The organism is Nocardioides sp., assembly GCF_035503875.1.
Lineage (GTDB): Bacteria > Actinomycetota > Actinomycetes > Propionibacteriales > Nocardioidaceae > Nocardioides.
Window position 1 is genome coordinate 1 of record NZ_DATJTA010000089.1, and the last position, 21,778, is coordinate 21,778.

Here is a 21,778-nt window from a genome sequence, read left to right on the forward strand (position 1 = left end):
AGGACCTCGAACGCATCGCCGCGACCCTCAACAAGCGACCCCGCCCTACCCTGGGACTCAAGACCCCAGCCCAAGCGCTGGCCGAGCTCCTGTCGAACCCGACAGCAGCATGAACGTTGCTTCCACCGGTTGACCCCGCCGGTGCCGAAGGTCAGGGACTATCGCCTCCTCAGCGGTCCCCGCGAATGGCCGCGGCGACCGCCTTCGGCACGTCCGGGTGGAAGACCGTCGGGATGATGAAGCTGGAGTTCAGCTCCTCGTCCTTGACCACCAGCGCGATCGCCTCGGCGGCGCGGAGCAGCATGTCGATGGTGACGTCGCGCGCCCGCGCGTCCAGCAGGCCGCGGAAGACGCCGGGGAAGGCCAGCACGTTGTTGATCTGGTTCGGGTAGTCCGAGCGGCCGCTGGCCACGACGGCGGCGTACTTGTCGGCTTCGGCGGGGTCGACCTCCGGGTCGGGGTTGGCCAGGGCGAAGACGACCGGGTCGGTCGCCATGTCCTTGATCCACTCCGCCTGCAGCACGCCCGGCGCGGAGACGCCGATGAACACGTCGGCCCCGGCCAGGGCGGCGCGCAGGTCACCCTCCACGCCACGGGGGTTCGTGGCCTTCGCCAGTTCGACCTGGGCGGGCGAGAGGCCGTCGAGGTCGGGGACCAGGCAGCCGAGACGGTCGAAGACCACGACGTCCTTGACGCCGGCGGCCAGCAGCAGGGTGACGATCGCGGTGCCGGCCGCGCCGGCGCCGGAGACCACGAGCCGGACCTCGGGCAGCTTCTTGCCGACGACGCGCAGCGCGTTGGTCAGCGCCGCGAGGACGACGATGGCGGTGCCGTGCTGGTCGTCGTGGAAGACGGGGATGTCGAGGCTCTCGCGCAGCCGGCGCTCGATCTCGAAGCACCGCGGCGCGGCGATGTCCTCGAGGTTGATGCCGCCGAAGCCGGGGGCGATCAGCTCGACCGCGCGGACGATCTCGTCGGTGTCCTGGGTGTCGAGACAGATCGGCCAGGCGTCGATGTCGGCGAACCGCTTGAACAGCGCCGCCTTGCCCTCCATCACGGGGAGTGCGGCGCCGGGGCCGATGTTGCCGAGACCCAGGACGGCGGAGCCGTCGGTGACGACCGCGACCGAGTTGCCCTTGATGGTCAGCCGCGAGACGTCCTCGGGGTGCTCGGCCAGCGCCTTGCTGACCCGGCCGACGCCCGGCGTGTACGCCATCGACAGGTCGTCGCGGTTGCGCAGCGGCACCTTGGAGGAGACCTCGATCTTGCCGCCGATGTGCAGCAGGAAGGTCCGGTCGGAGACCCGGTAGACCTCGACCCCCTCGATCGCGTCGACGGCGTCCTCGAGGACCTTGGCGTGGTCGGCGTCGATCGCCGAACAGGTCACGTCGACGACGAGGCGCTCGTGGCTGGACTCGGTGACGTCGATGGCGGTCACGATGCCGCCGGAGGACGTGATCGCGGTGGCGACCGCCCCGACCACCGCGTGGTCCGGGGCGGTGTGCAGCCGCATGGTGATGGAGTACGACGACGTGGTGGCGGTTCGAGGGGAGGACACCCGACCACTTTCTGCCTCGCGCTCGGTTACCAGCAAGTCATCGTGCCCGCCGCGGCCTGAACCGTGACGAACCGCACGCGGGACGCCGTACGCGGCCCCTCACCGCCATCCGGACCCCGGTGACCACCGTCACAATTTTGCACTCCTTGGTACATAGTGCAAGAATGCACTTCATGACAGAAAGTGCAACGCTCCGCCAGGTGAAGCGGCTGCAGACGGAGCGGCGGATCAGCCGCTGCGCCCAGCAGCTCACCGACGAGCGCGGCCTCGACGGCTTCACCATGGACGAGCTCGCCGAGCGCGCCGAGGTCTCGCGCCGCACCCTGTTCAACTACTTCCCGAGCAAGCTCGACGCGGTCCTCGGCCCGCTGCCGCTGATCTCGCAGGAGGCCTGCTCCGCGTTCCTCGCCGGTGGGCCCAGCGGCGACCTGATCGACGACCTCGCCGCCCTGGCCGACGACATCCTCGAGGCCCACGACGTCGACCGCGAGGACATGGAGCGGGGCAAACGGGTGATCATCGGCGAGCCGCGACTGGTCGTCATCGCCCACGAGCGCTTCGAGAAGGTCCTCGGGGAGCTCACCGACCTGATCCTCGAGCGCGAGGGCGCTCGGATCGACCGCCCGCGCGCCCGTCTGCTCATCCGCCTGCTGGTCACGCTGTTCGAGTGCGCCATGGCCGCCGCCATCGCGGGCGACGACCGGCCGCTCGACGAGCTCTTCGACGAGAACCTGCACACCGCCCGCGCCCTGCTCGCCTGACCCGCCGCCCACACCCCTTCCCCAGGAGACCTCCATGGCCACCCTGCTCCATCGACTCGGCAAGACGGCGTACCGCCGCTGGCCGTTCTTCATCGCCGCCTGGCTGATCGCGTTCCTCGCGGTCGGCATCTTCGCCGGGACGATGTCCAAGCCCATGACGGATGCGTTCTCCATCCCGGGCATCCCGTCCGAGAAGGCCGCCGACATGCAGGCCGAGCTGTTCCCGGGGGCCGTCGACGCCTTCGACCAGGCCTCGGTCAAGGTCGTCGTGGCGGCACCCGAGGGCCACACCCTCGACGAGCCGGAGTACGCCGACCAGGTGGCCACTCTGGTCTCGGACCTGCAGGCGCTCCCGCAGATGCCGGACACCCCGCTGGTGGACCCGGTGACCGCGGCCGCGCAGCAGGAGCAGGCCCTCGTCGACGCCGCCCGGCAGTCGGGCGGCGACGTCGCGGTCGCGCAGGAGAACGCGCAGGCGCTCTCGCCGCTCTCCGAGGACGGTCGGGTCGGCACCATCTCGTACGACTTCGACGTCGAGACGATCGCCGACGTGGAGCCGGAGACGATCGAGCAGCTCACCGAGGTCATGGAGAGCGCAAGCCAGGACGGTCTCACCGTCGAGGCCAACGGCGCCGGCTCGGCCGGCATGATGGAGATCAGCGCCAAGTCCGAGCTGATCGGCATCGCCGTCGCGCTCCTCGTGCTCGTGCTCACCTTCGGGTCGCTGATGGCCGCGGGGCTCCCGATCGTGACCGCCCTGGTCGGCGTCGGGCTCGGCATCACCGGCATCACCGCCAGCACCGCCTTCTTCGACATCGGCTCGACCACCCCGATGCTCGCGACCATGATCGGGCTCGCGGTCGGCATCGACTACACCCTGTTCATCCTGGCTCGCTACCGCACCGAGCTGCACCACACCAGCGACCGCGAGGAGGCGGTCGGCATCGCGGTCGGTACCGCCGGGTCCGCCGTGGTGTTCGCCGGCCTGACCGTGCTCATCGCCCTCTCGGCGCTGGCCCTCGTGCAGATCCCCTTCCTGACCACGATGGGTCTCGCCGCCGGCGCCACTGTGCTGATCGCGGTCCTGGTGTCGCTGACGCTGCTGCCCGCCGTACTCGGGCTGCTGAAGAAGCGGGCCTTCGGCGGGACCGTCCGTCGCTACCGCCCGGAGCGGGACACCGACGGCCTGGTCAAGAACAACGGCGTGCGCTGGGCCCGGCTCGTGGGTCGCCGCCCCATCACGTCGGTGGTCCTGATCGTGATCGCCCTCGGCGCGGTCGCGCTCCCGCTGAGCAACCTGCACCTGGCCTTCCCCACCGACAGCACCGCGTCCGCGGAGACCACCCAGCGCCAGGCCTCCGACCTGATCGCCGACTCCTTCGGTCCGGGCCGCGACGCCCCGATGATCGTCGTGGTCGACGGCCGCGAGGTGCCCGACACCGACCGGATGGCGGCGTACGGCGAGGTCGTGTCCTGGGCCGCCGGGATGGACAACGTCCGCAACGCCCAGCTGATCGGCACCAACGAGGACGCCACCGGCGCCCAGGTGCTGATCACGCCGGAGACCGGACCCGAGGACACCGCGACCGAGGACCTGCTCACCGACCTGCGCGACGGGCAGTCCGAGATCGAGGAGGCCACCGGGACCACCACCGGCGTCACGGGCCTGACCGCCATCACCACCGACGTCTCGGAGCGGCTCAGCGACGCGCTGCCGATCTACCTGGCGGTCGTGATCGGACTGGCGTTCATCCTGCTGATGATCGTCTTCCGCTCGGTCCTGATCCCGCTGACGGCGACGCTCGGCTTCCTGCTGACCGTGCTGGCCACCCTGGGCGCGACGGTCGCCGTCTTCCAGGAGGGTGCGTTCGGCCTGATGGAGGGCCAGCCGATCGTGAGCTTCATGCCGATCTTCCTGATCGGCCTGGTCTTCGGCCTGGCGATGGACTACCAGGTGTTCCTGGTGACCCGGATGCGTGAGGCGCACGTCCACGGCATGTCGACCCGCGAGGCGGTCGTCGACGGCTTCCGTAACAGCGCCCGGGTGGTCACCGCCGCCGCGGCGATCATGATCGCGGTGTTCGCGGCGTTCATCCTGATCGACGAGCCGATCATCCGCTCGATCGGCTTCGCGCTGGCCGTGGCCGTCTTCTTCGACGCCTTCCTGGTCCGGATGACGCTGATCCCGGCGCTGATGTACCTGATGGGCGAGAAGGCCTGGTGGCTCCCGGCGTGGCTGGACCGGATCCTGCCGAACGTCGACGTCGAGGGCGAGAAGCTCGACCGGCCGCACCTGCGGACCTACCCGGACGAGGCGCTCGACGACCAGCAGGCGGAGACCGTCCGCGTCTGAGGTCGCCCGCCGGGGTAGTCCGTCACACCAGGGGTCGAGATTTTCGAGATGACCCCCCTCATGTGACGGACTACCCCGGCGTCACCCCCACCTCCCGCAGGAGGTTGGCCGAGAACCGGTCACCCATCGTGCCCAGCACTCCCCGCATCGCGGCGGTGACCGCGGGGGCGGAGAGGCGGGGCAGCGGGAGGTCGAGGGTGATCTCCAGGCTGGTGGCGAGCCGGGTGCCGCCGGGGGCGTCGGCGAGGTCGTACCAGCCCGCCACCCCCGACCGCTCGTGTACGCCGGCGGGCGGGTCGTGCTCGAACTCGATCCGCTCGCCGTCGACGAAGCGCATCCGCTCGGTGAACGCGGGCGCGACCTTCACCCCGAGCACGTCGAGGCCGGTCATCTCCCAGCGCCAGTGCTCGCCGTCGGCGCTCACCCGCTTCAGGAACGGTGTGAGCCGGGTGATCGCGTCCGGGTCGACGAGCAGGTCCCAGATCCGCTGACGGGGCGCGGCGACCACGGCCTCGGCCGAGGTCGAGGCGGTGAACCGGGTCATGGCCCGGTCGTTACCCCGCGAGCGCCTTCTCGATGTCGGCGGCGATCTTCTCCGGCTTGGTCGTCGGCGCGTAGCGCCCGATCACCGTGCCGTCGCGACCGATGAGGAACTTGGTGAAGTTCCACTTGATCTTGTCGCCGAGCACGCCGCCCTTCTCCGCGCGCAGCCACTGGTAGAGCGGGTGCGCGCCGTCGCCGTTGACCTCGATCTTCGAGAACATCGGGAAGGTGACGCCGAAGTTGCGCTGGCAGAAGCCGGCGATCTCCGCGTCGTCACCGGGCTCCTGGTGGCGGAACTGGTCGCACGGGAAGCCGAGCACCGTGAAGCCCCGGCCGTCGAAGCGGTCGTACAGACCCTGCAGGCCCTCGAACTGCGGCGTCAGACCGCACTGCGAGGCGGTGTTCACGACCAGCACGACCTGGCCGGAGTACGACGCCAGGTCGATCTCCTGACCCTCGATCGAGCGAGCGGCGAAGTCGGCCAGGGTCGTGGGCGTCGTCTGCGACATGCGGGCAGTCTGCCAGCGCGGACCCGGAAGCGTCCGGGCGTCTCGGTCAGCCGATCATCCGGCCGCGCACCCGGGCGCTCTGCTGATGGCCGACCGGGTTGTGGTGACCGTCGAGCTCGACGACCACCCGCCGGTCGTCGACCAGCAGCACCACCCGGCCGTCCTCGATGGCGTCGACCTCGCCGGCCACGACGTACTCGTCGCCCTCGACCCGCTCCAGCACCGCGCCGGGCGGGCACCGCTCCACGTCCCCGTTCGCCACCAGCGTCAGCTGCGGGCGCACCCGGCGACGGAAGCGCCACAGCAGCAGGACCACCAGCAGCAGGACCACGTCGGCGACCAGCGTCACGACCAGCGCGCCCGATCCGCGCACCTGACCCTCGACGGAGTACGCCGAGGGGTTGTCGGGCAGCACCCGGACGGTCAGCTCGCCGTCCGCCACCGCCGTGAGACGGGCCTCGTCGGTGACCTCGACGGTCCACCCGCGCTCGCCATCGGAGAGCAGCTCCCCCTCGATCTCGTCGGGCAGCACGAAGCCGACGAAGGACCGGCCGCCCTCGACCTGGTCGCCGACGACCTCGGCCCGCACGTCGACGCCGGACCGCTCGACCCGCTGCTCCAGCCAGGTGCTGTGCAGCAGCGGCAGGTTGACCAGCGCGAGCACGACGACACCGAGCACCACGGCCATCGGCCGGCGGGAGGGGGCGGACATGCGAGCAGTATGCGGGTCACCCGCCGGTTCACCCGCGCCGATCGGCGCGTTCGTTGCCGCCGCGGAGCGAATCTTGCGATGATGTCAAGCAGCCGCGCCGTAGGCGCGCGCCGGTACCACGTCTCCACGTGGTCGATGAGCACGATGTTTCACCTGTGGCTGGGGGGCCTCGACCATGAGTCGTTCTATGCCCGCGCGCGTGCGCGGTTTCCGTCTGCTGACCCATGCGGTCATCACCTCGCTGGTGGGCGGCATGCTCGCCGTCACCACGGCGCTGCTGGGCGCCGCTCCCGCGCAGGCGGCCGGTACGCCGGACCTGCAGCTGAGCGGCGGCCCGGCGGCCGACGTGCTGTACGGCGAGCCGGTGCCGGTCCGGCTGACCGCCTCGCTGCCCGCGGGCGCGCCGAAGGGCTACAACCTGGCCTACCGGTTCGTGCTGCCCACCGGCACGTCGTACGTCGGTGGCTCCGCGGGTGAGGAGGCCGGTGAGCCGACCGTCCTCGCGAATGCGCCGACCAGCGGGAAGACCACGCTGATCTGGCCCAACACCTACGACCTGGTCGCGAACGCCGCCCACACGCTGGCCTTCGAGGTCCGCTACCAGACGACGGCCGCGGCCACCGCGCCCCGTTACGACGTCGGCGGCCCGCTGGCCTTCGACTTCGGCGCGTACCTCTCGACCGACCCGCGCGACCTGGCGGACTTCAGCGCCACCGGCGTCCCGCAGCCGGGTCCGGACTCGTACTCCGGCTTCGCCGAGAAGAGCGCGACCACGAACCTCACCGCGATCGAGATCGAGAAGTCCGAGCCGCACCCGGAGGGCGAGATCCCGCGCGGCGTGCACGACCACCAGACCGTCTACACGCTGACCGTCACGAACAACAAGGTGAACCCGACGACCGGCGTCACGGTCGACGACTACCTGCCCGCCGGCCTGGAGTTCCTCGGCTGCGCCGGCACCACCGACTCCACCACCGACGCCCCGACCAACCCGGGCTCCGACCGGGAGTACCCCGGCTCCGGCCCGATCGTTGTCACCCAGCCGACCACCGACTGCGTCGACCCCGACCTGGTCGAGACCGTCGACACCGACCCCGACGGCGCCGGACCGCTGCCCGCGGGCGTCTACACCCACGTGCGCTGGACCCACCTCGGCGACTTCCCCGCCAGCGGTGTCAAGAAGATCAGGTACGCCGCCGCGATCCCGATCCGCGAGAACACCCTGACCTGGACCACCGCCGGCGGCACCCCCGCCACCACCGGCGCCCAGGCCGCGAACCTCGACAACAACTCCGGCCCTGAGACGTACGACGAGCAGCCGCTGCTCAACGGCGCGATCGCGGCCGGCACCTACCAGTCGCCGATCTCCGGCGGCATCGCCGTCAGCGACGAGGGCACCCTGCTCCGGACCGCCGAGGACATCGCGATCCAGAAGAGCAACGACAACCTGACCCTCGAGCAGGGCGACCTGACCAAGTGGACCGTCGACCTGCAGGTCTCGGAGTACCGCTACGTCGACGACGTCGTCATCCGCGACACCGTGCCCAACGGCCTGTGCCCGCTCGGCGCGACCAACCTGACGACGCAGAACGACGCCAGCGACGCCGAGTGCGCGCCGGTCGCCGGCCGGCTGCCGAGCCAGCCGTACAGCTCGGTCGCCGAGCAGTCGAACGGCACCTTCGCGGTCGTCTGGGACGAGTCGACGTACCCCGCGCTGGCCCGTCTCGCCCCGAGCGCGACCCGGCAGCTGACCTTCTGGACCCGCACCCGGGCCAACTACCAGTCCGACTTCGCGAACAGCACCCCGATCCTGTCGAGGGACGCGGTCACCAACAACATCTCCGCCGAGGGCGTCGACTGGGTCCGCTGCGCGCCGGCCGACCCGACGTGTGCGGGCTCGGGCACCAAGATCGACCACGACGAGACCGACGGCGAGCTCGACCTCGACGTGTCGCAGTCCGGCAAGGCCGCCGACGGCCCGTCGATCCTCAAGCAGGTCGCGGCGACGTACCCCGCGAGCGGCGACTGCGGCGACCTGGCCGCCGCCGACTACGGCAAGGCCGTGCCGGCGTACGGCCCGGGCGACTTCGTCTGCTGGAAGCTCCGGCTGGCCTTCCCGATGAACCTGGACACGTTCAGCCAGGACGTCTTCGACATCCTGCCGAACACGCTCTCCTACGTCCCCGGCACCTGGAAGAAGACGGCGACCAACACCGTCGAGATCACCGACTTCGACGACACCGCGGACGGCACCGAGGGCCGGCTCAGCTGGAAGATCGGCGGCGGCGGGACCGACGTCGACACCGGCGGCGAGATCTTCGAGGTCACCCTGAAGTCGACCGTGGGCTCCCCGCTCGGCCACCACTCCGGTGACGTCGAGGGCAACCTGCAGAAGTTCTCCTACGAGAACACCGCCGGCAAGGCGTTCACGCTGCGCGACCTCGTCGACTTCGAGCTCACCCTGCCCGAGCTCGGCGTCACCAAGACCGCCGACGACGAGGAGGTCGAGGCCGGCCAGGCCGTCGGCTACACCGTCGGCGTGCGGAACACCGGCACCGCTCCCGCCCAGGACGCGCGCGTCTGGGACGTGCTGCCCGCCGGCATCACCTGCGCCGAGATCTCCGCCATCTCGGACGGCGGCTCCTGCACCGGCGGCCGGATCACCTGGACCGGCGTCGACGTCGCCGCGGCGGCCACGAAGAACCTGACCTACACCGTCACGGTCCCCTCCGACGTCAGCCCGGGCGTGGCCTACACCAACCGGGTCGGCGTCGTGGAGTACGGCTACACGACCAACAGCGGGACGACGTACCAGCTCATCCCGGCCAACCCGGTCGTCAAGGACCCGTTCCTGCCGACGCCGAACATGCCGGCCGCGGAGGCGACGGAGACGATCCGCACCCGCGACGCGGCCGTGGTCAAGACCCGCACCACCTCGGTCACCGAGTCGGGCAACAACGCCGGCAGCCAGGCCACCGTCGGTGAGGTCGTCACCTACACGGTCACCACCACGATCCCGAAGAACACGACGGTCTACGGCGCGAAGGTCACCGACCCGCTCGGGTCGCGCCAGACCCTGGTGCCGGGCAGTCTCTGCGTGAGCGGCTGCACCCTCGACGGTGCCCCCTTCGGCGGCGTCACCGAGTCGCCGGCCAACACCGTGCTGGCCACGCTGCCCTCGACGTACGCCGCCCCCTCCGGGACCGACGGCGTGCTGGTGCTGACCTTCCGGGCGAAGGTGCTCGACGTGTCCGCCAACTACCGCGGCCAGTCGCTCGGCAACACGGCCACGTTGGCCTACACCGACCAGGACGGCGGGGCGCACACGCGCTCCGGCTCGGTCAGCACGACGATCGTCGAGCCGAAGATCGCGGTCGCGAAGACCGTCGCCGGGTCGAGCGTCGTGACCTCGGGCGAGGTCAAGACCTTCACCGTCACCGCCTCGAACGCCAGCGGCAGCAACGTCTCGACCGCCCACGAGGTGGTCGTCGTCGACACCCTGCCGGCCGGCACCGAGCCGGTGACGATCCACAACGGCGGCGTCTGGAACTCCGCCGCCCGCACCATCACCTGGACGCACGCCTCGCTCGCGCCGGGTGCCTCGACGGCGTTCACCTACACCGTGCAGGTCGAGGACCCGGCGGTCGGCGGTACGACGTACAAGAACACGGTGCTGGCGACGTCGACCAGCCTGCCGACCTCCACCGGCGGCGTCCGCACGCCCGCCTCGACGGCCACCACGGCCGGCGACTACGACGCCACCGCCGACCGGACGATCTCGGTCGTGCTCCCCGGGATCACCAAGGAGGTCACCCCGGCGACCGCGACGATCGGCAGCAACGTCACCTGGAAGGTCCGGGTCACCGTGCCCGCGAACGTCCGGTACTTCGACACCACCGTCGTCGACACCGTGCCGGACGGCCTGGCCGTCGACGGGTACGGCGCGATCACCTGCGTCTCCGGCTGCCCCGGCACCGACCCCGCGGTCGGCACCTTCCCGGTGACGACCAGCGGTGCGACCCAGCAGGCGGCGTGGTTCCTCGGTGACCTCGCCCCCGCCGCGCAGCAGCGCAGCTACGAGCTGGTCCTGAACGGGCACGTGCTGTCGACCAAGCGCGGCGGCGGCAGCGTCACCGCTCCGGTCTCGTTCACCAACGAGGCCCGGGTCCGGACCAACCGGACCGACATCCTGCCGGTCGCGCCGTCCACCGTGCCGGCGTCGTACTCCGACACCGTCGGCCCGGCCTCCGCGACGACCGCCGTCCGGGAGCCGGCGCTGACCATCGACAAGTCGGCCGACAAGGGTCCGCGGGTCGAGGGCAACGACGTCGTGACCTACACCGTGAAGGTGAAGAACACCGGCTCCTGGCCGGCGTACGACGTGGTGGTCACCGACCAGCCCGACACCGAGCTCGTCGACATCACCCTGGTCGACGGCGCCGCCCAGAGCACCGACGGCTGGAGCACCGGCGACCCCGACCTGGCCTGGCTGGTGCCCGGCCCGATCGCGGCCGGTGCCACCGTCACGTTCACCTACACCGCCAAGGTCAAGCCGGGTGCGCAGCTGAACGCGGGCGACCAGGTCGTCAACACGGCCAAGGTCCCGTCGTACTTCGGCGCCTCGACGGCCGAGCGCACGGCGGACGGCGACAACCCGTGGCGGGAGTACGTCGGCCCGCAGGACACCGTCACCCTGACCGTCGTGAAGCCGAACCTCACCATCGCCAAGACGCCCGACAACGGCGCCGCGACGGCCGGCGAGGACGTCACCTTCACGATCAAGGTCACCAACACCGACGCGCACGCCACCGCTCACGGCACCGTGCTGCGTGACGTGCTGCCGGCCGGGCTGACCTACGTCAGCAGCACCCCCTCCGGCACGGCGTCGGGCTCGACCGTCGACTGGACGATCGGCGCCCTGGCCCCCGGGGCGACGAAGACGATCACCGTCGTCGCCCGCGTGGGCTCCGGGGTCGCGACCGGCACCACGCTGACCAACACGGCCTCCACGCACGCCGAAGAGGTCCCGACCGACAAGACCGACGACGGCTCCGTGGTCGTCGGGACCAAGACCGACCTGAAGGTCACCAAGACCGCGTCGAAGTCGTCGGTGCTGGCCGGTGAGGAGCTCGTCTACACGCTCACCACCACCAACGTCGGCCCCTCGGACGCGCTCGCGTCGACGCTGACCGACACGCTGCCGGCGTACCTCACCTTCGTCTCGCTGGACGACGACGAGCGGTGCTCGGTGACCGGCCAGGCCGTCAGCTGCGACTACGGCACGCTGGCACCCGGCGCGACCCGCACGGTGAAGATCACCGTCCAGGTCGACCCGGCCCGGACCAGCCCGGTCACCAACGCGGTCGACGTCACCACGACGACGCCGGACACGGCGCCGGGCAACAACCACAGCCAGGTCACGACGCCGGTCACCCCGGTGGCCGACGTGTCGGTCACCAAGACGGCCGACGGCGTGGACTACGAGGGCGGCGACACCGTCACCTACACCCTCGTGGCCCGCAACGACGGCCCGTCGACGGCGCAGAACGTCACGCTCACCGACCCGCTCCCGGCCGAGCTGACCTTCGTGTCGGTGACCCCGGGCGCGCCGACCTGCACGCAGGCCGCCGGCACGGTCAGCTGTGCGTTCGGCGCGCTCGCTCCGGGCGCCGAGCGGACCGTCACGATCGCCGCGAAGGCCAAGGGCACCCCGCCGGTGCCGGCCGTGGACAGCCACGACCACCAGCTCGACGTCTCGAAGTCCGAGCAGTACGTCTCGCTGCAGGCCGGTGAGACCCGGACCCAGGACCTGAGCTGCACCGGCGGCGCGACCATGACCGACGGCTCCGTCGAGGTGATGAGCGTCGACCAGGGCACCGGCACCAAGGCCGACGTCGTGGTCCGCGAGGCCCGCTCGACCGGTCTGGGCACCTACCGGTTCGAGGTCACCAACCACGCCACCGGCCAGGCCCAGGTGAAGCTGTTCGGCACCTGCCTCGCGGGCAGCACCACCACCGTCGCGGGCCACGCCCACGACATCTCGGTGGGCTCGCTGCAGACCCTCGGCACCGGCGCACTCGCGGTCGGCCGGCACGACGTGACGCTGCCGGTCGCCGCCGGCACCCGCGCGGTCTCCCCCGGCATCGAGGTGCTCAGCGGTCAGGCCCGCCTGGTCGCGGCCGAGCCGGTCGCGGGCGGCTGGCGGTTCACGGTCGACGTGATCACCCCGGCCCAGGCCACGCTCAGCATCCGGGCGCTCCAGACCCGGACCGCGATGGGTGGCACGCCGGCGCACCTGCACGGGCTGGACCTGCAGCACGTGACCCGGACCGTCACGCTCACACCCGGAGTCGAGCAGACCGAGCGGGTCTCGTGCCCCGTCGGATACAAGGGCATCACGGCGACGTACGACCTGCCCGCCGGCGTACTGCCCCTCGGCAACGAGCCGCAGCCGGTCAACCGGGACTTCCGCCTGCTCAACACCACGGACGGGCCGCTCGACGCGCTGCTCGACCTGGAGTGCATCGGGAACCGCACCGGTCCGGAGCTGGCCGAGGTGCTGACCGTGGTCAACACCGCGTCGGTCGCCACGACGACGTACGACTCCGACGCGGCGAACGACACCGGCTCGGCCACGGTCACCGTGGCCCGCGCGGCCGGCAGCGTCACCCCGACGCCGTCGCCCGCACCGCCGGCCGCGCCCGCCGCACCGGCGGCGGCCCCGGTCTCCGCGGTCCGCGCGTTCCGCGTGGTCTCGGCCAGCCGCGGCGCCACCGTCCGGGTCGCCTGCTCCGGCGCCGGCGTCTGCTCCGGGAAGGTCACCCTGACCGCGGTGATCGCCAAGAAGCACGGCCGCGCGACGCGCACCGTGATCGGCACGGCCCGCTACCGGGTCGTGGGCGGCGACACCGACCGGGTCCGGGTGACCATCAAGAAGCGCTACCGCACGGCCGTTCGCCACGACCGCGCCCGCCGCTTCCGGATCGGCTGACGCACCGCACCACCTGACACACCAGGGCCGGTCCCCCCACACACGGGGGGACCGGCCCTGCTGCCTTCCGCCGAGTCGGCAGAACTTGCGCGCCGAGTCGGCAGAACTTGCGCGCCGAGTCGGCAGAACTTGCGCGCCGAGTCGGCAGAAGTTGTCAGTCCCAGTCGGGCGGCGTCTCGGTGGTGATGGCGACGTACTCGAGGAACCGGGCCACGGCGGCGGGGTCCTCCTCGCGCTGCCAGCCGAACGTGGTCGGTCGCTGGGCGCGGTCGTGCCAGAAGTGCCCGGGGGCCGAGTCGGGCCGGGTGGCGATCAGCCAGACGGCCGTGTCGGCCCCGTCCTCGGCCGTCCGCAGCAGCGGCCGGGTGAGCTTGCGGAAGGTGGGCAGGTGGCTGGCGACGCCGGGCGTCTCGACCCAGCCGGGGTGCATGCTCTCGACGCGTACGTCGGTGCCGTCGTACCGCCGTGCCCAGGCGTCGGCGAGCACGACCTGCATCCGCTTGGTGCGGGCGTACGCCTTGAGCCCGCGGTAGTCGCCGTCGCGGTACTCGATCCCGTCCGGGTCGGACTCCAGGCTCGCGCCGTACATGCCGCCGGTCGACATCCACACGACCATCCCGCGGCTGGCGGTGAGCGCGTCGAGCAGCAGCTCGGTCATCAGGTGCGGGCCGAGGACGTGGACCGCCAGCTGGAGCTCGTGGCCCTGCGGGCTCTCGGTGCGGGTGTCGGTCACCGTGCCGGCGTTGTGGACGAGCCCGTCGAGGCCCGGCACCCGGTCGGCGAAGTCCGCGCCCCACGCCCGTACGGCGGCCAGGTCGCCGACGTCGCAGACCTCCTCGACGAACTCGGTGGCGGGGTGGTCGAGCCGGAGCCGGCGTGCGACGCCGGCGAGCTTCTCGGCGTTGCGGCCCAGCACGTGCACCGTCGCCCCGAGGGTCGCGAACGAGGCGGCCATCGCCTCGCCGATCCCCGACGTCGCGCCCGTCACCAGCACCCGCTTGCCCGCCATCGATCCCGGCTCCGGGTCGGCCGGCCACCACCGCCGACGCAGCCGCGAGCCGAGACTGGTGTAGCCGAGCACGACGGAGCGGTCCAGCGCCGTGTCGAGAACCTGGGTGATCGCCATGGCCCCAGGTTGCCAGGCGTCTGGGCGTCCGACGGGCGAGCCTGTGGAAAGCCGACTCCGGCCGGTCAAGTTCTGCCGACTCGGCGCGCAAGTTCTGCCGACTCGACGCGCAAGTTCTGCCGACTCGGCGCGCAAGTTCTGCCGACTCGGCGCGCAAGTTCTGCCGACTCGGCGCGCAAGTTCTGCCGACTCGGCGATGTGGGTGGGTGGGTGGGGATGGAGCGGGATTGGGGCTGGGGTGGTGGGGGGAGGGTGGGGGTGTGCCGCAGGTGAGTGCCGAGACGTGGGTGCCGGTCCCGCCGGAGATCGCGTTCGCGGTGTCCCAGACGACCGGGGAGGTCCGGTTGTCGTGGGACCCGTTCATCCGGCACCAGCGGCTGCTCGACGCGGAACGACCCGGGGCCGGCGTACGGACGTTCACGCGGGCGCGGGTGGGGCCGTCGATGATCAGCCGGTACGTCTCCTACCGCCCGCCCACGTCGGTCGGCATGACGATGGAGAAGGGGCCGTGGTTCTTCGCCTCGTTCGGGGGCGGCTGGCGCTTCACGTCCGAGGAGCGCGGCGGCGTCGCGGGCACCCGGGCGGTGTGGAAGTACACCTGGTCGGGACGTCCCGCCTGGCTCTCGCCCGTCGCGGACCGGATGGGTCGCCGGCTGCTCGGCCGCGAGATCCGGGCGCGGATCGCGGCCTTCGCCCGGGCCTGCGCCGACGAGCGGGTGCTGGCCTCGCTCAGCGATCGCTGAACAGGGTCCAGTGGCTGCGGTAGTCCGGGTGGTCGACGTACGCCGCCGCCATCCGGTGCAGGAAGCGCGAGACCTCGTCGGCGCGTCGCGGGTCCTCGCGCAGGTCGCGGCGCATGTCCTCGAGGATCGCCTGGGTCTGCCGGGAGAACCGCTCGGCGGGGGCGTCCCCCGCGGCCGCGGCGACGCCCACCGCCTCGCGGATCCGTGACTGGAGGAAGTCGAAGAGACTCGTCATCCCGGGGTCGGCATGGAGGTGGGGCATCGGTCATCGACTCCGGTCGAGGGCATGCGGCAGCGGTACGCGGCGCCCCACCCTAAGACGGCTCTGTTTCGTCGCGATGACAGATCGCTCAAGACCACCCCGCCCACCGCGAACCGTCCGCCAGGTGGTCCGGTCCAGACGTGTCCAGGCCCGCGACCGACCCCTTGCCGGGGGGCCTCCCGTCGCCACTACCTTCCGCTCCGGGGGCCGGGTGGAACGGAATTCCACAGTGACCGAGGGAGCAGTCTGTGAAGAACGTACGAGCCATGATCGGTGCCGCGGCACTCGCGGGCGCCACGATCGCCGCCGGGCTGGTGGGCATCTCGCCCGCCGCGCAGGCGGCGGACGTCGCCTGCAACAACTACAGCTCGACCAGCAGCACCTGCGTCAACAGCCAGCTGGTGCTCGACGGGACCAGCCACAGCGTCGACTGGTACCTGCCCAACGGCACCGCCTCCGCACTCATGGTCCTCGAGCACGGCTTCAGCCGCGGCTGCGGCAACCTGCGCGGCACCAGCAAGGCCATCGCCGAGAAGGGCGTGATGGTGTTGTGCGTGAACGGCGACCTGACCGGCGGCAACCCCGCGCTCGCCGACGCCCTCGGTGACGTGCTCAGCGCCCGGACGGCCACGCCGCCGGCCGGCAAGCCGCTCCCGAGCCGCTACATCGTCGGCGGCCACTCGGCGGGCGGCCACTTCGCCAGCGAGCTCGGCGCCCGCCTGGTCGCCAACGGGTACGGCGACCTCGCCGGCGCCATCCTGTTCGACCCGGTCGCCTCCGGCGACTTCACCGCGAACCTCGAGGCGATCTCCGCCGGCGGCACCCGCCCGGTCCTCGCCGTGACTGCGCGGCCGAGCGTCACGAACCTCTTCAACAACGCCCACGGCGCGCTGACCGCGCTCACCAACCCGTACGTCGGCATCCAGCTGGTCTGGGAGCGGTACGTGCTCGGCGTGCCGGTCGGCGGCAGCTGCCACATCGACGTCGAGGGCGAGAACACCGACATCATCGGCACCGCGGGCGCGCTCTGCTCCGCCAACGCCACCCAGACCGCGCGGCTGCGTGACTTCGGCTCGACCTGGGCCAAGGACCTCGCGACCGGCACGACGACGTCGGCGTACTACTGCACCGACGCGAACGTGGTCTCGACCTGCGGCTCGAAGGTCAAGGACCTGGTCGACCGGACCCTGCCGCTGGCGGCTCCGATCCGCTGATCCACGACGGCTCCACCCCTCGACCGAGCCGGGCGGCCTGCCGCGTGAGGTGGGACCGCTCGGCGACGCTGGGGGCCAGGTCGGCGGCGCGGGCGTACAGCGCCCGCGCCGTCGCCGTCTCTCCCGCCCGCTCACGCAGCCAGGCCTCGGCTGCCGTCCGGCGGGGTACGTCGGCCGGCACGTCCTCGAGCGCACGGAGCCCGGCCAGCGGCCCGTCGACCTCGCCGACGGCCACCGCGCGGTTCAGCGCGACCACCGGGGAGTCGGTGAGCCGCAGCAGCTCGTCGTACCACTCCAGGATCTGGGGCCAGTCGGTCTCGGCCGCCGTCGGGGCGTCGCAGTGCAGGGCGGCGATGGCGGCCTGGGCCTGGTACTCCCCCAGCCGGTCGACGGCGAGCGCCGCCTGGAGCACGTCGACGCCCTCCGCGATCAAGGTCGTGTCCCACCGGGACCGGTCCTGCTCGGCCAGCGGCACCAGCGACCCGTCCGCCGTGAACCGGGCAGAGCGCCGCGCGTGGTGCAGCAGCATCAGCGCGAGCAGCCCGGCGACCTCCGGCTCGGCGCTCGCCCGGGCCAGGCCCCGGGTCACCCGGATCGCCTCCGCCGCGAGGTCGACGTCGCCGCCGTACCCCTCGTTGAACATCAGGTAGAGCACCTTCAGCACAGTGCGCAGGTCACCCGTCGCGCCGATCCCCTCGCGGGCCACCGTCCGCTTGGCCCGGCTGATCCGCTGCGCCATCGTCGCCTCGGGGACGAGGTACGCCGCCCCGATCTGCCGGGTCGTCAGCCCGCCGACGGCGCGGAGCGTGAGCGCCACCGCCGAGGCGGGCGTCAGCGCTGGATGGCAGCACCAGAAGAGCAGCAGCAACGTGTCGTCGTGCTCCTCGGCGGGTCCGGGGGCGGGCTCGTCGTGAACCCGCTCCTCGCGCGTACGGCGGGCCGCCTCCGAGCGCTGCGCGTCGACCAGCTTGCGCCAGGCCACGGTGATCAGCCAGCCCTTCGGATCGGTCGGCGGGTCGTCGGGCCAGCGCCGTACCGCCTCGAGGAGCGCCTCCTGCACGGCGTCCTCGGCCGTCGCGAAGTCACCCCCGCGGCGGACGAGGACGCCGAGGACCTGCGGCGTCAGGTCCCGCAGCAGCTCGGGCATCGGCGGCGCCGACACGCTGCTACTCCGTGACCGTCTCGGGGTGCTCGAGGAAGGGCCGCACCTCGATCCACTCGTGCAGCGGCCGGCCGCCCTGGCCGGGCGCCGAGGACAGGAACGCGGCCGCCTCGTGGGCGCGCTCGACGCTCTCGACGTCGATGACCATCCAGCCGGCGATCAGGTCCTTGGTCTCCGCGAACGGACCGTCGGTGACGGGCGGGCGACCCTCGCCGTCGAAGCGCACGAAGGTGCCCTCCGGCGAGAGCGCCTGGCCGTCGACGTACTCGCCCCGCTCGCGCAGCGTGTCGGCCACGTGGTTCATGAACGCGAGGTGCGCGTCGATCTCCTCGGGCGTCCAGCGGTCCATCAGGACCGTGGCGTCGGGGTGCGGGGTCGGGCCGCCGCGGTAGTGCTTGAGCAGCAGGTACTTGGCCATCTCGGTCTCCTTCGTCCGACGCCGCTCTCGGCGTCACTCACCTCTGGGACGGAGCCGCCGACGGGTTCTCGACATCCTGCGGCGGACATTCTCCCCGGAGCCCGGAGAGCCTCAGTGTCGCTCCTCGAGACCGACCGCGTCGCGGAGGCGGCGTACCGCCTCCTCCAGCTCGGGGTCCTGCCGGGCGCGGGAGGTCATCAGCGCCGAGAGCGCCTCCGCGATCACGTTCAGCTTCTCCTGCGCCGCCTCCTCGCTGCGTCGTCCCGCATTCTCCAGCAGCACGAGCAGCATCAGGGAGAGCACGCTCGCGACGGTGTGGATGGCCACCTGCCAGGACTTCGCGTCCGGGAACAGGGGGAAGCTGAGGAACCAGGCCACGACGATCAGGACGCAGATGCCGAAGAACGGCGCCCGCTCACCTGGAGGTACGTCGCCTCGACGAACCGGTCGAACCCGCTGCGCCCGTCGCTCTTGTCCCGGTCGTCGGCGGCCGCGCTGCGTCGGCCCTCGGTCTCGCTGCTCTCCATCTGCGCACCCTAGGCCGGGACGCCATGAATGGACGCGATCCGCCTCCGGCGGAGGCAGAGCTGGGATAGGAATGGACGGGTGTCGATGAGCGAGTCGGAGTTCGAGGCGTCGCCGGAGACCCAGCAGCGCCCTCCGACGGCCCGATTCGACCACGAGCCGGACGCCCCGGGGATGCCCTTCCCCGGGACCTCGTTCGATCCGCGCAGCGCCCGGCCCGCGGCCTTCGATCCGTCGATCCGGCCGGGCCAGCAGCCGTCGGGCGGCTTCGGCGCCAACCTCCGCGCTTCTGGACCGTCGGGCTCTCCGTGGCTCCCCGTCCCCCACGGCGATCCACTCGGTTCCCTGCCGACGCGCCCACCGGAGCGGAGGGTCGTCAAGGTCCCGAAGGACAAGAAGGAACGGCAGAAGACGCAGAAGACGCTGGAGAAGGAGGCGGCCCTCAAGGTCGTCCAGCAGGCGTACCGGGCGAACAGCGGCACCTCGTCGTACGACCCGGCCGAGAGCGGGAGTAAGCAGGTCGAGACCACGAAGGACGCCACCGGGCAGCGGGTCGCCCAGCTGCTCAAGCTGATCTCCGAGCGGGTCCGCGAGATCGGCGGCGGCGACGAGTTCGAGAGCCTGTGGGTCGACGGCACCCTCATCGTCGCGGCCAACGACAAGGACGCGATCGACCGCGTGGTCCAGTCCATCGCGTCGTCGAGCGACCTGCTCGACGAGAAGCTCGTCTGGCGGCTCCTCGCCGCGCCCCGGGTCTGGCAGTACACGGCCGAGCGCGATCGCCACACCCGGAAGAAGCTCACCAAGGTCGCCCTCGGGGAGCGCGGCGCGAGGTGGACCGACGACCGTGGCGGTCAGGACTTCGCGGCGTACCAGGAGATGGAGGCCCTGCTCGGCGCCCAGCTCCCGAACGTGAAACTGTACGACGAGAAGGGCGCCCTCGAGCAGCTGAACACCTCGAAGGACCAGCGGACGCGGGTGATCTTCTTCCACGGGACGGCGATCCACGCCGAGCAGCAGCTCGTCCGCCTCCTGGCGAAGTCCTCCCTGAGCGCTGCCAGCGCGATGGTGCGGGGCACCAAGCGACCCTGCTACGGCTGCTACGTCGCGATGCGCTGGGCCAAGGAGTCGGGCGCCTGCCCGGGCCTCGACTACACGATGAAGCCCGGGCTGCTCTGGGTCAGCGCGGCGAAGTCGGCCATCGACTCGGTCTTCGACAAGCACTCCGGCCAGCGACCGAGGGACTACATCGACCAGATGTTCCTGGACTTCGCGAACTGCGAGACCTGGCGCTCGCGGGTCGGCGACAAGGACGAGGCCGACATCGACGCGTTGTCGGCCAGCTCCGAGGACGAGACCGAGGAGTCGAGGATCCCGCAGTCCGTCCGCGCCGGGCTGGCCGTGCCCCTCCGCAAGCTGGGGCCCAAGACGAAGAAGCGACAGCGGGCCGCGTCGGACGCCACGCCTGACGCCACGCCTGACGCCACGCCTGACGCCACGCCCGACGGCGCGGATCCAGACGAGACCGGCGGCCGGGCCCAGAAGGTCCCGCGCACGAGGAACCGGACCTCGGCGTCGGGCACCGGCGAGCCGAAGGCCTCGACCGCCACGACGACCCGAAGGCCGCCGAGGCGGAGGCCGGCGCGGGTCCGGCCGGTGGCGGTGCGGGGCGTGGGCGGGGACGACTCCGATCACGCGGACGACGAGGCCGACCTGATGGACAGCACGCCGAGCGCCGCCACCGATCCGTTCCAGTGACCCGACGGCCGTGGGCGCGGGAGCGGCCTGCCCGACGGCCGCAATTGCAGCGACTGGACATGCCGGCGCGCCCAGAACCCGTCCAACGGCCGCAATTGCGGCGCTTGGGCGCCGACCGCGACCGCCCCCGCGCCCGCCCCTCCGCTCAGCGTGCCGGGTCGGGCATCCCCAGGAAGCGCAGGGCGTTGCCCCGCACGATCAGCTCCCGGTCGTCCGCGTCGAGGAAGTCCGAGCGCCGGATGACGTCGGCGACGGGCCGCTCCCCCAACGGGTAGGGGTAGTCGCTGCCGACCATCACCTGGGAGGCGCCGAGGGTCTCGACCAGCGTGCGCAGGGCGGTCGGCTCGAAGACGACCGAGTCGACGCTGAACCGGCCGACGTACTCCGACGGGGGCCTCTGCGAGGTCGCGATGACGTCCGAGCGGCGGTGCCACGCGTTCTCGAGGCGGCCGAGCCAGTGGGCGAAGGACCCCCCGCCGTGCGCGAAGCAGATCCGCAGCGACTCCGGCACCTTGTCGAAGGTGCCGCCGAGGATCATGGCGATGATCGAGAGGTGGGTCTCCGAGGGCATGCCCGCCAGCCACTGCGCCATCCAGCGGTTCAGGCGCGGGGAGCTGGCCATGTCCCACGGGTGCACGAAGACCGGTACGCCGAGGGACGCGGCGTGCTGCAGGAAGGTCACGATGCCCGCGTCGTCCAGGTCCCGGTCGCCGACGTGGTTGCCGATCTCGACCCCGCGGTGACCGGAGGCCACGGCCCGCTCGAGCTCCCGGCACGCGGCGTCGGTGTCCTGCAGCGGCACCTGGCAGAACGGCACCAGCCGCTCCCCGCCCGGCGCGCAGATCTCCAGGGCGAGGTCGTTGAAGATCCGGGCGATCTTCTCGGCCTCCCCGACCGGGGCGTCGTAGTTGAAGAACACGGGGGTCGGGGAGACCACCTGCATCTCCACGCCGTCGGCGTCCATGTCGGCGAGGCGTACGTCGGCGTCCCAGCAGTCCGACTGGACCTTCCGGAACTCCCGGGAGCCGACCATGATCACGGCGTCGCGCTCGGAGTCCACGCGCAACCAGGGCCGGCCCTCACCCAGGTCGGGCCACCCCTGGGGGACGAAGTGGGTGTGGACGTCGATGGTGGACAACGTCG

At 71.8% G+C, this 21,778-nt stretch carries 17 protein-coding genes and 1 pseudogene; 7 read left to right on the forward strand and 11 right to left on the reverse strand.

Features of this window, described 5'->3' with window-relative positions:
- Positions 1-113: pseudogene (locus tag VMF51_RS25950) on the forward strand (IS30 family transposase); the annotation flags it as partial.
- Positions 114-169: 56 nt separating this feature from the next.
- Here the strand turns inward: VMF51_RS25950 and VMF51_RS21050 are convergent.
- Positions 170-1,513, reverse strand: coding sequence for an NAD-dependent malic enzyme (locus VMF51_RS21050; RefSeq protein WP_325476488.1), 1,344 nt, complete (start codon positions 1,511-1,513; stop codon positions 170-172).
- Positions 1,514-1,731: 218 nt separating this feature from the next.
- Between VMF51_RS21050 and VMF51_RS21055 the strand changes: the two genes are divergently transcribed.
- Positions 1,732-2,319, forward strand: coding sequence for a TetR/AcrR family transcriptional regulator (locus VMF51_RS21055; protein WP_325476433.1), 588 nt, complete (start codon positions 1,732-1,734; stop codon positions 2,317-2,319).
- 34 nt (positions 2,320-2,353) lie between these two features.
- On the forward strand, positions 2,354-4,672 hold the full coding sequence (locus tag VMF51_RS21060) for an MMPL family transporter (RefSeq protein WP_325476434.1): 2,319 nt from the start codon (positions 2,354-2,356) through the stop codon (positions 4,670-4,672).
- A 70-nt stretch (positions 4,673-4,742) separates the two neighbouring features.
- Here VMF51_RS21060 and VMF51_RS21065 read toward each other — a convergent pair whose 3' ends face one another.
- From VMF51_RS21065 to VMF51_RS21075, 3 genes are read right to left on the reverse strand one after another with little or no spacing between them, the layout of a single operon-like run.
- Positions 4,743-5,216, reverse strand: coding sequence for an SRPBCC family protein (locus tag VMF51_RS21065; protein ID WP_325476435.1), 474 nt, complete (start codon positions 5,214-5,216; stop codon positions 4,743-4,745).
- Positions 5,217-5,226: 10 nt separating this feature from the next.
- A complete protein-coding gene (locus VMF51_RS21070; protein WP_325476436.1) occupies positions 5,227-5,724 on the reverse strand; it encodes a glutathione peroxidase in 498 nt (165 codons plus the stop codon).
- Between the two features lie 46 nt (positions 5,725-5,770).
- Complete coding sequence (locus tag VMF51_RS21075) at positions 5,771-6,436, reverse strand: hypothetical protein (RefSeq protein ID WP_325476437.1); 666 nt, start codon at positions 6,434-6,436, stop codon at positions 5,771-5,773.
- A 199-nt stretch (positions 6,437-6,635) separates the two neighbouring features.
- Between VMF51_RS21075 and VMF51_RS21080 the strand changes: the two genes are divergently transcribed.
- The gene (locus tag VMF51_RS21080) at positions 6,636-13,427 is read left to right on the forward strand and encodes a DUF7507 domain-containing protein (protein ID WP_325476438.1); all 6,792 of its coding nucleotides are present in this window, start codon (positions 6,636-6,638) and stop codon (positions 13,425-13,427) included.
- Between the two features lie 154 nt (positions 13,428-13,581).
- On the opposite strand, the gene VMF51_RS21085 is transcribed toward VMF51_RS21080, so the two are convergent.
- Positions 13,582-14,553 carry an SDR family NAD(P)-dependent oxidoreductase gene (locus VMF51_RS21085; protein WP_325476439.1) on the reverse strand — a complete coding sequence of 324 codons (972 nt, stop codon included), beginning with the start codon at positions 14,551-14,553 and terminating at the stop codon, positions 13,582-13,584.
- Positions 14,554-14,813: 260 nt separating this feature from the next.
- On the opposite strand from VMF51_RS21085, the gene VMF51_RS21090 reads away from it, so the two are divergent.
- Positions 14,814-15,296, forward strand: coding sequence for an SRPBCC family protein (locus VMF51_RS21090; RefSeq protein ID WP_325476440.1), 483 nt, complete (start codon positions 14,814-14,816; stop codon positions 15,294-15,296).
- Here VMF51_RS21090 and VMF51_RS21095 read toward each other — a convergent pair.
- Positions 15,283-15,558, reverse strand: coding sequence for a DUF6221 family protein (locus tag VMF51_RS21095; RefSeq protein ID WP_325476441.1), 276 nt, complete (start codon positions 15,556-15,558; stop codon positions 15,283-15,285). The two genes, VMF51_RS21090 and VMF51_RS21095, sit on opposite strands and share 14 nt — an antisense overlap.
- 248 nt (positions 15,559-15,806) lie before the next feature.
- Between VMF51_RS21095 and VMF51_RS21100 the strand changes: the two genes are divergently transcribed.
- Positions 15,807-16,772, forward strand: coding sequence for a hypothetical protein (locus VMF51_RS21100; RefSeq protein WP_325476442.1), 966 nt, complete (start codon positions 15,807-15,809; stop codon positions 16,770-16,772).
- On the opposite strand, the gene VMF51_RS21105 is transcribed toward VMF51_RS21100, so the two are convergent.
- From VMF51_RS21105 to VMF51_RS21120, 4 genes are all read right to left on the reverse strand, one after another.
- Positions 16,723-17,919 carry an RNA polymerase sigma factor gene (locus VMF51_RS21105; protein WP_325476489.1) on the reverse strand — a complete coding sequence of 399 codons (1,197 nt, stop codon included), beginning with the start codon at positions 17,917-17,919 and terminating at the stop codon, positions 16,723-16,725. The genes VMF51_RS21100 and VMF51_RS21105 overlap by 50 nt on opposite strands.
- A 19-nt stretch (positions 17,920-17,938) precedes the next feature.
- Positions 17,939-18,352, reverse strand: a complete 414-nt coding sequence (locus VMF51_RS21110) for a YciI family protein (RefSeq protein WP_325476443.1) — start codon at positions 18,350-18,352, stop codon at positions 17,939-17,941.
- Between the two features lie 111 nt (positions 18,353-18,463).
- Positions 18,464-18,730, reverse strand: a complete 267-nt coding sequence (locus VMF51_RS21115; protein WP_325476444.1) for a hypothetical protein — start codon at positions 18,728-18,730, stop codon at positions 18,464-18,466.
- Between the two features lie 5 nt (positions 18,731-18,735).
- The gene (locus tag VMF51_RS21120) at positions 18,736-18,879 is read right to left on the reverse strand and encodes a hypothetical protein (RefSeq protein WP_325476445.1); all 144 of its coding nucleotides are present in this window, start codon (positions 18,877-18,879) and stop codon (positions 18,736-18,738) included.
- A gap of 85 nt (positions 18,880-18,964) precedes the next feature.
- Between VMF51_RS21120 and VMF51_RS21125 the strand changes: the two genes are divergently transcribed.
- Entirely contained in the window at positions 18,965-20,635 is a 1,671-nt protein-coding gene (locus tag VMF51_RS21125; RefSeq protein WP_325476446.1) for a hypothetical protein, read from the forward strand.
- Positions 20,636-20,780: 145 nt separating this feature from the next.
- Here VMF51_RS21125 and VMF51_RS21130 read toward each other — a convergent pair whose 3' ends face one another.
- Complete coding sequence (locus tag VMF51_RS21130) at positions 20,781-21,773, reverse strand: amidohydrolase family protein (protein WP_325476447.1); 993 nt, start codon at positions 21,771-21,773, stop codon at positions 20,781-20,783.
- Between the last annotated feature and the right edge of the window lie 5 nt (positions 21,774-21,778).

Coding starts and splice junctions, on each gene's coding strand:
- VMF51_RS21050 (WP_325476488.1), bottom strand. CDS start 1,513: ATGCGGCTGCACACCGCCCCGGACCACGCGGTGGTCGGGGCGGTCGCC.
- VMF51_RS21055 (WP_325476433.1), top strand. CDS start 1,732: ATGACAGAAAGTGCAACGCTCCGCCAGGTGAAGCGGCTGCAGACGGAG.
- VMF51_RS21060 (WP_325476434.1), top strand. CDS start 2,354: ATGGCCACCCTGCTCCATCGACTCGGCAAGACGGCGTACCGCCGCTGG.
- VMF51_RS21065 (WP_325476435.1), bottom strand. CDS start 5,216: ATGACCCGGTTCACCGCCTCGACCTCGGCCGAGGCCGTGGTCGCCGCG.
- VMF51_RS21070 (WP_325476436.1), bottom strand. CDS start 5,724: ATGTCGCAGACGACGCCCACGACCCTGGCCGACTTCGCCGCTCGCTCG.
- VMF51_RS21075 (WP_325476437.1), bottom strand. CDS start 6,436: ATGTCCGCCCCCTCCCGCCGGCCGATGGCCGTGGTGCTCGGTGTCGTC.
- VMF51_RS21085 (WP_325476439.1), bottom strand. CDS start 14,553: ATGGCGATCACCCAGGTTCTCGACACGGCGCTGGACCGCTCCGTCGTG.
- VMF51_RS21095 (WP_325476441.1), bottom strand. CDS start 15,558: ATGCCCCACCTCCATGCCGACCCCGGGATGACGAGTCTCTTCGACTTC.
- VMF51_RS21105 (WP_325476489.1), bottom strand. CDS start 17,919: ATGCCCGAGCTGCTGCGGGACCTGACGCCGCAGGTCCTCGGCGTCCTC.
- VMF51_RS21110 (WP_325476443.1), bottom strand. CDS start 18,352: ATGGCCAAGTACCTGCTGCTCAAGCACTACCGCGGCGGCCCGACCCCG.
- VMF51_RS21120 (WP_325476445.1), bottom strand. CDS start 18,879: ATGGAGAGCAGCGAGACCGAGGGCCGACGCAGCGCGGCCGCCGACGAC.
- VMF51_RS21125 (WP_325476446.1), top strand. CDS start 18,965: ATGAGCGAGTCGGAGTTCGAGGCGTCGCCGGAGACCCAGCAGCGCCCT.